Source organism: Sporosarcina sp. P12(2017) (assembly GCF_002743035.1).
In the GTDB taxonomy this organism is placed as follows: Bacteria; Bacillota; Bacilli; order Bacillales_A; family Planococcaceae; genus Sporosarcina; species Sporosarcina ureae.
This window is the reverse complement of the sequence record NZ_PDYL01000016.1, coordinates 80,650-92,260: the sequence shown is the minus strand read 5'-3', so window position 1 is coordinate 92,260 and position 11,611 is coordinate 80,650. Positions and strand designations below refer to the sequence as shown.

The window sequence follows — 11,611 nt, the reverse complement described above, 5'->3', positions numbered from 1 at the left end:
ACATTAGTAGTACAAACCATGGCCTTGGTTTGTACTACTAATGTTAGTATGTTTTACTTCGTCAGTTCGTCTATCACTTGACGTTTCTCTTGCAACCGCAAGCTATCCAAGGGCTCAAGTACTGAATGAGTGAAATGGTTCCACGCATAATTGGTCATCAGCAAAACGAGTTTTTTCGTTTTTTCATCTTCCAAATTACGTGCAATATACAGAAGAGCATCTAACAAAGCATTGAGAATACTTGTATCTTCTTTACCGTAATAACTAATTTGGCTGAACGCTGCATAGAAATAGTCTTCCGAACTTGGATACACTGCCACAACACACGGCTTGTTCTCCTCTGTGTATGTCACCGCGGTACCTCCTGGTAAGAGAGTAGCTCGTTGCAACACTTCCCCTATCGAATGAATACAACGGATTGCGGTATTAGGGTCATTGATTCCTGGAGACAATGCACGTAACGCAATTTCCACAATTTTTTCAATACCATACTCTACATCTTGTAAAATTGAACGTTCTTCACCTAATACAAAATGCGATGAAAGGTCGTCAGTAGAAAGTTCTTTCTGAGAATATACAGTGGCAATACTCGTATGTGTTCCACAAAAAGCGCCAATTGGCTTTACTACATCCACCATTGCTTGGTGTTCAATCGCCCATTTCGTCAATTTCTTATACTCGATATATTGTATGTAACCAAAGTTTTCACTCTTCACTTCAGTAACAAAAGAAAAACTCTGTGCGAAAAAAGGTTTTTCATTGCTCCAGACTACGTGATTTTCTTTCATTCCATTTTTTTCACTGTTGAGCGCGATGAGTACATCATCGGTTAATTCACGAATAAGTCGACTTACTTGAACCGAAGTACCGACATTATGTATAAAAAACGCGAAGAATACTAGACAGATCACTGCAAGCGCGACTCCGACAGAAGCAGAAATCACTTCATGGTTGATGGATGCTTTGCGCATGAATAATAACGATAAAATGGTGTAGACAAAGCCTCCCATAAAGATTCCTAACACACGCTGAGTAGATGATTTATTCAAGAAATTCTGAAGTGCTCGAGGTGAAAATTGTGAAGAGTACATCGTCAGCACGACCATAATTGTCGAGAACGTGACGGTTGTCATGGTCAGCAATGCACCTGATAATGTACCCAAAATGGTTTGTGCTAAATCCACTGTTGTCCTGAAATAACTAGGTATGTATTCTTTCAGGGCGTTGTTATACTTTGTGTCGACTAATACCGTGGCAAGTGCAAAAATGGATGCAAGAACTGTATAAACGCTCGGAATAAGCCAAATACTTTCACGCATTCTCACTACTACCCGTTTAAGCATGGACATCTTCTCCCTTCCCCTAACAGCTACATGGTAACCATTTTTATTAGACTCTGTATTGCAGATTGAAAACCGTAACGATATTTTTTAATTACATAAACGACTTATGTTGCATTTGAGGTAAATATTGTATGTGTTGCTATCCTTTATTGCTATTGTTTCCATTACTGTCAGTGCTACACAGATAAAAAAGAGAGCCGACATGGTTATTCCTGACTTCCGGCGGTACGTTAGTACTATCCACCATATTTTCCATGTTGTTGCCCGGTTTAATGAAAACTGTTTATCCTGATCGTGAGCTAATATCGGCTTCGGATGAAGGCTAGAGATTCGTCATGCTTCAAGGCTATTATAAAACGTTTAACACGATGAATTTGTCATTGATCTTCGCATTAATGTTATTTCTCTACTCCGTAGGCAACGTTGATTCCCAGTTATTCTCTATTTCCATTGTAGGACTCATGCTAATTGTAATGAACGCACAGTATTTGCTAACCAGTAGAAATAAATGATAGCTAGTTCAATATATGGATAATCGCTATTCAAGTGCTTGTTGCTTTGAACAGCGATTTTTATATTCAATCATTATACTTGCTGATGATCCAAGATTTCTTTTAATACTACAGCTTGATTATTCTTTTCATCCTTTGCTCCAAACACTAGCGTTATGTCCTTCTTATGTTCCTTAGTATAGTCCTTCAACTTCTCCAACTCTTCCTGCTGTTCTTCATTGTTCTTCAATTCTTCTTTATACTTTTCTTTAAATTCATCAAATTTATCGGGATCATGATTAAACCATTGGCGAAGTTCTTCGCTCGGTCCTATTTCTTTCAACCATTCATCCACTTGCGCATCTTCCTTACTTACTCCACGTGGCCACATACGATCAACTAGAACTCGCATTCCATCTGCTTTTTTTGCATCTTCATAAACCCGTTTAATCTGAACTGGCATATAGATCTCCTCCTATTCGCCTCTCTTATTTCTTTTACCCTAAATTCTATAAATTAACATGTTATTCGTTTTGAAAAGTAGTACATAAAAATTGCAACGTCGAGATTCATCTCGACAATATCTTTATTCTTAAGTTATTTATAGTACATTGGTTATTGGCTTGCCCAGTTCGGATCATTCCATTTGACCATTTCGAGTATATCCGTCGTTTCCATTTGTACCGTCCTCGTTTCAATCTGAAATGTCCACCGTACCTTTTTGGATGTGGAAGATCGGCTTCGTATAATCAACGCGATACCATTTTGTTCTGTCAATTTTCATTTTATTATACGAAGAATTAGAGATCAGATAGCCTTGTGATTCTAAACTGTAAATAGTACGCCGGATTTTATTGAGTGACCAAAATGGAATCTCTTCCTTCCAGTCCTCATACGTTTTGTACACCCACTTATATCCATCCCGTTCATTTTTTGAGATGAGCGAACGATAATGTAGATGCTGCAGTAAAAAAGCCTCATTAAGCCCAATTTCCATAACTAAAGTCGTTTGCAATCTAAATGATGGTTCGTCGAGTAATAAATACATAGTATTTCCTCCTAATAGAATCGAATGTAGGAGATATATTTTTATCTCCTCACATGCTATATAGAGGCATATTGTAGAAAGGATACATCTACTAAAAATATTTCATTAAAAAAGAGTCGAAGCGTTTAAGCTCCAACTCTTTTTTAGTGAAAATACATTACTTATTCACGTCAATAATTCGACCTTCAATTTCAGGCTTGACTGTTCCAAGCTTGATCATGTGATCGCGTAGGTTAACCCAGTCATCCAAACCAAGATCAGTCACTCGACCATTTTCATATGCTTCTTCAAGTACTTTAAAACCATCTCCGCCTCTTGCTGTAAAGGCATTTGTCGTGATCACGTATTCTTTATCCATTTCCACATCAACGAACTCGCCATTCATTTTTACTTGCATAGTCTGAATGCGGTTGCCCACTTCTTTACTGCTATCGAATGTTATTTTCATTCCTGACATATGCAAGAAACCGCCCTCTTCATTAGGTGAGTTTCGCACACTATGCTCAAGCGTATTTTTAATTTCTTCACCCGTGAGCGTAACAAGAGATAATGTATTTCCAAATGGTAGTACTTCAATTACTGCTCCGACCGTGACTTGTCCTTTATCCAAATGGTTACGGATTCCCCCACCGTTTTGCAGAGCAATTACCGCTTTAGGATCGTATTCTTTTGCTTTTTCTAGCATTCCATCCGTTATTAAGTTACCTAGTGCTGTTTCATTCGCACGGACACTTTCCGTTGGATTCTCTTCTCCACGACTTCTTGGGTTCGGTAGATCCACTTCTAACGTTGCGCCAATTTCTTTACCAAACGTTTCATCAATTTTTCCAGAATATTTTAGAAGTGCTTCCGCTGCTTCTGCATCATTCACTTTGTCTTTTAAGCTGATTAATTCGCCAGCATGTCCTGTAATGACGCCTTGATCATCAAATTCTACGTCTAACGTTCCTAGATGAGTCAAGTATTGATCAGCTTGAACTATGACTGTAGGATCTTTGCTTTCTCCATTTGCATTTTTGTCGACAATGACCGGTTCTGACAGTTTCGTATGTGAATGCCCGCCGACGATAATATCGATGCCTTCAACTGCTTGAGCTAGAAGCAAATCATTTCCTACAGATGGATCACTATCGAATCCAAGATGATTTATCGAAATAACTTTATTGACTCCTTGGCTCTCAAAGTAGGCTACGGCTTTTTCAGCTGACTCTTTATAACCCAAAAACTCTACTGCTCCTGGACTAGCCACAAACGCTGTGCTTTCAGTCGTCAATCCGAAGATACCAACCTTTTCCCCATTCACTTCTTTGATTAAGCCTTTATGAATTTCTCCCAATGCCGGTGTGCTCGTAAATTCTGTTTCGCTTACTAGGTTTTTCAGAGCTGGATCTTTAGAGAAATCAATGTTGGTGCCGATTACAGGGAAATTAGCGCCTTTCACAAAATTCGCCAGTGATTGGTGTCCGTTTTTACTATCACCTAAATCAAATTCATGATTACCAAATACCATTGCATCCAGACCCATTAAGTTCATCAGTTCTAGATCAGCTTGTCCTTCAAACTCTGAGAAATACAATGTTCCCGAGAAAACATCTCCCCCATGAAGAAGCAAAGCATCCGGCTTTTCATTTCGTACTTCTTTAATAGCAGTAACAGCTTTCGGCATTTCCGCAACGCGCGCATGCGTGTCATTCATATGCATTAACGATAATGTGAAATCCCCTTGCTGTAGCTGATTGGCACGATGAATGAATGATGAGAAGGCACCTCGTGTAACGGGCTCATTCGGCCTAAAATTACTCAGTTGATCCGTCAAACCGAGATTCGCAAGGATTTGCACACCTCTTCTGTGTGACTCTCCTACATTCGATAAGTTAATTTCCACTTTCTTGCCTGTATCGTATTTCTCAAGATCTAATGCATTCACTAGTACGTTTGCCATTTGCTGACGTGTCAGGGCGGCTGTTGGTTTGAAATTCCCATTTGAGTCCCCTTTAAATACATTGGCATTCGCTAGAGTTGCCATTTCTTTCGCATAGAAACTGTCTGCTGAAATATCCTTAAACTTTTTTAATACATCCGCCACATTAGTTGGTTCTTCAAAGTCCCCTAACTTTGCCAAGATTAACGCTGCGTGACGACGCTCAATTGAATGCCCAGGTTTGAACTGATTTTCCGAGTAGCCACGAATGATTTGTTGTTCCGTCAACGCTTTAATGGCTACATAATGGGTGTTGTCCTTTGATACATCGGTATACCATTGCTCCGCCGCACTGACAGAGCCTCCCGCCAATACAATGGCACTAGCGACAGCAAATGTTGCACCAAACCTATGCACTTTTCTTTTATTCATCTTTTTACCCCCCACTGTAATAGTCTGATAGTTGTACATATTCATACTACCAGAATATACACCTATTTTAATAGAGTGTCAGTATTTTTTTGGAAGTTTTCAATGAATGTACTTGCCATTTTATTTTTATGCATACAAAAAAACGAGTCGAAGTGATTCGCTTCGACTCGTTTTCACTTTGCCAACTCTGCTAGTAAGCTATGTGCACGATGTTTATTATTCGTCTGGCCTGCTTCCTGCGCTCCAATACAAACGGGACAGCCGTATTCACAACGACATTCCGCTACATGATCGGCTGCAAGCATTAATAAATCTTTCCAGCGGCTGTAAATATTTTCACTCAAACCAATCCCACCTGGATAGCTATCGTAAATAAAGAATGTCGGCCGCTCCATATGAATGGCTTTCACTTGCGGTACGACATGGATATCACTTCGATCACATTTGATGAATAACGGTACCAGTGATTGAATTGCATACGCTGCAGCTGTCATCGCGTCGGTCAAATCGGATTTCTCCCAACCTTCAGGTACATCGAACGTTAACCACGTGCCTGACGTATGCATTTCTTCAGCAGGCAACGAGATCGGACCTGAACCAATATTGTCATGCGTATCAAATTTAATTTTCTTAAAGATTGTCGGAATGGCGAGCACCGCTAAGTCTCCATAAGCTAGCGTACGCTCCCCATCTTCCATTCGCTTGTCTTCACTGATGACTTTCAGTTCAACTGCGAGATTTGCATCGGTGAAATAATCGACATCGACGACGGTCACGTACGCTTTCTTTTCTTCCCAATCCAGTTCCTCTACTTGATACTGCGTTCCTTGATGCAAATAGATCGCTTCTTCATGCAACAACGTCATCGCACTGAAGCGGTCCATCTCGCCAATGACACGCGTTTCTTTCGGAAATGATTGGTCAATGATGATGACATTTTCTTGAGAAGCCGAACGTAAACTGATTTCTCCAGCAGGAAAACGATCCGTCATCCAATGCCATTTATCCGATGTTTGTAACAACACACCTTCACTTTGTAAAAACGCTAGTAATTCTTGTACTTCAAATTCACCATACGTCTCAGTAGAGCTAAATGGTAGTTCAAATGAAGCGCATTTCAGATGATCCATCAATATCAGCATATTGTCCGGATGAATATGAATTTCTTCCGGCTGCCGTCCGAGCAAGTATTGCGGGTGTTGAATAATATATTGATCAAGCGGCATCGATTGTGCTACGTAAATGATTAGAGCGTCTTCCTGGCGTCTACCCGCCCGACCTGCTTGTTGCAGTGCACTCGCAATATTTCCCGGGTAACCTGTCATGATACATGCTTGTAATTGGCCTATATCAATACCAAGTTCCAGTGCATTTGTACTGACGACAGTGCGAATATCACCATTTTTTAGTCCACTCTCGATGGTTCTACGTTCTGATGGTAAATAGCCTCCACGATAGCCCATTACAGTCTTATCGAATAATTTTTTCTTTGTTAGTTCTTTCATATACGTTACGAGCATTTCTACACGCACTCGACTTCGCGCAAAAATAATCGTTTGAATATGCTTTTGATATAAAAATGCGCCTAAATCACGAACCTCAAGCACTGCACTTCTCCGTATGCCAAACACATCGTGGACAATTGGCGGGTTATAAAAAACAAAATGTTTCTTGCCGCGTGGTGCTCCATTTTGGTCAATCAACACCATATCTTTATTCGTCAGATTATCTGCCAATTCCTTAGCATTTGAAATCGTTGCGGACGTACAAATAAAAATTGGATCACTGCCATAAAATCGACAAATACGCTGTAATCTTCTTAACACATGCGCCACGTGACTGCCAAAAACACCTTTATACGTATGGAGTTCATCTACCACAATATATTTCAAGTTCTCAAACAATGAAATCCATTTAGTATGGTGAGGCAATATGGCAGAGTGAAGCATATCAGGATTCGTTAAAATAATATGTCCAGATTTTCTAACTTTAGTCCGCAAGCCAGGTGCGGTATCTCCGTCATAGGTGTGACTTAAAATCGTTTCGCCACTCGCTTCAATCAAATCATGCAAATCTGCTAGCTGGTCCTGAGCCAATGCTTTCGTTGGAAATAAATACAGTGCACGCGAAGATGGATCATCCAAAATCGACTGCAATACCGGCAAGTGATAGCATAATGATTTCCCTGAAGCAGTCGGAGTTATGGCCGTAATCGAGTGACCTTCACGCACTTTGTCAAATGCTTGTCGCTGATGACTGTATAACCGCGAGATTCCCTTCGTTGCTAGCGCTTTACGAATCGACGTATGCAATACGGGAGGAAACTCCGCCATGACAGCCTCTTGCTCTTTAAGCGTTTCGATATAGGCGATATTCGGACCAAAGCGTGAGTCAGCGAATAGTTCTTGAATGGTATCGGGTATACTATGTTTATTCATTCACATGGTCCTCTCCTCGGTCTGCGCTCATTGCGTCCAAAACCGTTTGCAAAGTATAGCGTGCTGCACGGATAGATAGAATAAAACGCTTTTTTCCAGTCGCTTTATAGAAAGACTGTACGACGAATTGAGTCATGGAATCTTTTAACGAATCCACTTGCACTTCATGCACATACCGTGGCTTTTCCTTCTGTATCCACACCTTCATCTCTTCGGCCCATTGCGCGATTGCCTGGTGACTAACATCGGCATACGGCTTCACTTCTTCAAAGAAATCTGGTTCATGATCCGTCTCTCTCATATGATAAAACCGCTGTTCACATTCATCACAAATTGTCAGCAATAACTTTGTGTCTTCTATCTTGCTCATTTATATAAAACTCCTTTAGTATTCATTGTGATAAAACATCTTATCCTTTATTTTATCAGATATTCAACTACAGCTCCACTTTCTACGAACAAACATTCCAAGCCGTCACGAATTTGACTACTTTTAACTCGTTGGAAACTTTCTTTTTGGTAACTCGTCTAATAGTCGGTATGATATGATGTAGAGTACGAGGTGGTCACATTGGCGATACGTTATCCAAACGGAAAAAAGTTCAATCCTTCCGTGTCTTCTACGAAAAAGAAAACATATGACTACTCCTTCAGTAATCGGGGTAAATCATTAGAAGACGAACTCAACGACACAAATGAATACTATTTGGCACATGGTCTTGCCGTCATCCATAAAAAGCCGGTCCCCATACAAATCGTCAATGTTCGCTATCCTGCAAGAAGTGCTGCAGTGATCACTGAAGCGTATTTCCGTACGCCTTCGACAACGGACTATAATGGTGTGTGGAATGGATATTATGTGGACTTTGAAGCGAAGGAAACCAAAAATAAAACTTCATTGCCACTGCAAAATATTCATATGCATCAAGTGCAGCACATGAAGCAAGTAATCGACCAATCCGGACTTGCTTTTTTTATTGTGAACTTTACATTGTTAGATCGATATTTCTTACTGCCATTCGAGGAATTTTATCCTTTGTGGCAGCGCATGGAAGAAGGCGGAAGAAAGTCCATTACGCTTTCTGAAATAGAAGAACGATCTATCGAAATCAATACCGGTTTTCATCCACGGTTAGATTATATACAAGCCGTGGCGGATTGGATCAAGCGCAAGACAGATTAATGAAAGCGAAAGGCAGGAAATATTATGAGTGATAACATAAACTCGAGAACGGCAAGAAGGAAGAAACAAGTGACGGAGCAACCAAAGCGTCCGCAAAAAAAGCTCCCTACTGAATTATGGAAGAAAATACTTCTAGGAATTGCGGCGCTTTTCCTTTTAGTGCTAGTTGGCGGGGCTTCTTTATTTGCCTATTATGCAAGTACAGCACCCGACTTAGATGAAGAGTTGTTGAAAGATCCCCTCACCTCTAACTTCCTAACAAAAGATGGCGATATATTCATGAAGTTCGGTGCAGAGAAACGGGAATTCGTGCCATATGATGAAATCCCCGAGCAAATGAAAGATGCGATTCTGGCTACGGAAGACGTTCGTTTCTTCAAGCATGGTGGAATCGATTTTTATCGTCTTGGAGGAGCGGTAATTGCCAACTTCCGCAGCGGTTTTGGATCACAAGGTGCTTCGACATTAACACAGCAAGTCATCAAAAACTCATTCTTGAAGAATGAAAAAACGTTGAAGCGTAAAGCACAGGAAGCTTGGCTTGCGCACAAATTAGAAAAAGAATATACAAAAGAAGAAATTTTCGAGATGTACTTTAATAAAGTTCTCATGTCTGGTACTCGCTACGGCATCGGCACAGGCGCGAATTTCTTCTACGGTAAAAAAGTAGGCGAACTGGACTTACCTGAAATGGCCATGCTAGCGGGTATGCCACAGTCTCCAAACGGCTATAATCCGTTTAAACATCCAGAACGTGCAGAAAAGCGTCGTAATATTGTCCTCACACTTATGGAACGTCATGGCAAAATCTCCACTGCTGAAATGAATGAAGCGAAAAAAGTTCCAGTCACTTCCACTTTATTGGCAGAAGAAGATCGTGAAGTGTTCGGTAAATACCCAGCTTATGTAGATGCTGTACTTGATGAAATCGAGGCGGCTGGTTTCACCGATCTTCTATCTGAAGGTGTCACAGTGCAAACCGCTTTAGACCCGAAAGTACAAGAAACAGTAGAAGCGGCAATCAATGATCCAAGCTATTATGAATCGGATGAAATGCAAGCCGGTATGACAGTGTTGGATACGAAAACAAGTGCGATCGTGGCTATTGGCGGCGGACGGAATTATTCGGGGCGAAACTTGAATTTTGCTGAAGTCAAACGTGCGCCAGGTTCTAGTATTAAGCCCATTTTATCGTATGGCCCAGCAATTGAAGAACTAGATTGGTCCACAGGTCAAAAGGTAGTAGATGAACCTTACAGCTATACAGATTCTGGTAAAACGATCGGTAACGCAGATGGTGATTTCCTTGGAACATTGACTATGCGGCAGGCACTGTATTGGTCCAGAAACATACCTGCAGTGAAGACCTTTGAAAAAGTAGGACCGAAGAAAGCCGAAGCCTTTGCTAAGAAACTTGGGTTTACGTATGATGGGATAAATTCAAATAATGCGCTTGGTGGCGGAGAGGAATTCTCCACAGTGCAAATGGCAGGCGCATATGCCGCTTTCGGTAATGGCGGTATTTACACAAAGCCCCATACTGTAAATAAGCTGATCTTGCGTGACGGCAAAACGGAAAAGAATTTACGTCCGGACCCTGTAACCGCAATGAAAGATTCCACAGCTTACATGATTACAGATGTATTGCGTGATGTACTTACCGAGTATAAAGCGACAGGAAGACGAGCAAATATCGACAATATGGATATTGCAGGAAAAACAGGCACAACGAATTACCCTGCAGAGACTCTGAAAAAGAATAATTGGGAAGATCATTATGTTCCGGATACATGGTTCACAGGTTATACGACAGAGTATACGATCTCTACATGGGGCGGATATGCAAAATATTCCACACCGATTAAGACCTATGACCAAGGACGCTACGTACCACAAAATCTATTCAGAACTGTGATGAGTAGCATCGCAAAAGATCCGGGTACATTCGTTCAACCGGACTCAGTCGAAGAAGCGGCAATTGTCAAAGGTAGCGACCCGATCATGCTTGCCAGTTCATTCACTTATAGTAATCTCGTCAGTAATGAATTATTTGTCAGAGGTACATTACCCAAAAAAACATCGATTCCTGAAAAAATTTCCATTCCAAGTCCTGATGGATTAACTGCACAATTCGATGCGAATTCTAATACGATTCAATTACAATGGAATTATGATGTGCCAGAAAAATACAACAGTCTCGGAAGTCCTACATTCAACGTCAGTGTCTCTGTTGATGGTGGTGCAGCACAAAGTATCACGACGACCTCCGATAAGCAAACGACATACTCTGGTGTGGAATACGGTAAGAATTACACATTCCAAGTCAGTGCCAACATGGGTGGCTATACAAGTGGTTCAGCTACAGCTTCCCTTTTGATAAAAGGCGCTGATGAACCGGTTATTGAAGATCAGCCAATTGTTGAGCCCGATGAAAACCAAGATGATCAAAATAATATCGAAGATGATCCATCAGACACTGACTCAGGTGACGGCAATGACTCCGATAATGAAGATCCAAATCAATCGGAACAAGACGGCTCGAACAATCAAGATGGCAATAACTCCGCTAATGACCAGAACAACCAGGACCAGAATCAGGACCAAAATCAAGGTCAGCCTAACCAAGGACAAGGAAATCAGGGGAACCAAGGGAATCAAGGGAATCAAGGACAAAACCCTAACGATGCCGGTGAAACGTCATCTGACTCCTCTTCCAATTAAAAAAGAGCGATTTTACACGCAAAGTACGTGTAGA

The 11,611-nt window shown here is 41.0% G+C and carries 8 protein-coding genes; 2 read left to right on the top strand and 6 right to left on the bottom strand.

Going from position 1 to position 11,611, the window contains the following annotated elements:
• Positions 1–53: 53 nt before the first annotated feature.
• From CSV80_RS13385 to CSV80_RS13360, 6 genes are all read right to left on the bottom strand, one after another.
• Positions 54–1,349 (bottom strand): DUF2254 domain-containing protein, encoded by a 1,296-nt coding sequence (locus tag CSV80_RS13385; protein ID WP_099671130.1) that lies wholly within the window; start codon positions 1,347–1,349, stop codon positions 54–56.
• Between the two features lie 579 nt (positions 1,350–1,928).
• Entirely contained in the window at positions 1,929–2,297 is a 369-nt protein-coding gene (locus CSV80_RS13380; protein WP_099671129.1) for a DUF488 domain-containing protein, read from the bottom strand.
• Between the two features lie 231 nt (positions 2,298–2,528).
• Entirely contained in the window at positions 2,529–2,882 is a 354-nt protein-coding gene (locus CSV80_RS13375; RefSeq protein ID WP_099671128.1) for a hypothetical protein, read from the bottom strand.
• A gap of 157 nt (positions 2,883–3,039) precedes the next feature.
• Entirely contained in the window at positions 3,040–5,235 is a 2,196-nt protein-coding gene (locus CSV80_RS13370) for a 5'-nucleotidase C-terminal domain-containing protein (RefSeq protein ID WP_158231903.1), read from the bottom strand.
• A gap of 173 nt (positions 5,236–5,408) precedes the next feature.
• Positions 5,409–7,673, bottom strand: a complete 2,265-nt coding sequence (locus CSV80_RS13365; protein ID WP_099671126.1) for a DEAD/DEAH box helicase — start codon at positions 7,671–7,673, stop codon at positions 5,409–5,411.
• On the bottom strand, positions 7,666–8,043 hold the full coding sequence (locus tag CSV80_RS13360; protein WP_099671125.1) for a YppE family protein: 378 nt from the start codon (positions 8,041–8,043) through the stop codon (positions 7,666–7,668). The genes CSV80_RS13365 and CSV80_RS13360 overlap by 8 nt, the downstream gene beginning before the upstream one ends.
• A gap of 201 nt (positions 8,044–8,244) precedes the next feature.
• On the opposite strand from CSV80_RS13360, the gene recU reads away from it, so the two are divergent.
• Together recU and CSV80_RS13350 are read left to right on the top strand one after the other, a co-directional pair.
• Complete coding sequence (gene recU, locus CSV80_RS13355) at positions 8,245–8,856, top strand: Holliday junction resolvase RecU (protein ID WP_099671124.1); 612 nt, start codon at positions 8,245–8,247, stop codon at positions 8,854–8,856.
• Positions 8,857–8,880: 24 nt separating this feature from the next.
• Positions 8,881–11,577 carry a transglycosylase domain-containing protein gene (locus CSV80_RS13350; RefSeq protein ID WP_099671123.1) on the top strand — a complete coding sequence of 899 codons (2,697 nt, stop codon included), beginning with the start codon at positions 8,881–8,883 and terminating at the stop codon, positions 11,575–11,577.
• The last annotated feature ends 34 nt before the right edge of the window (positions 11,578–11,611 follow it).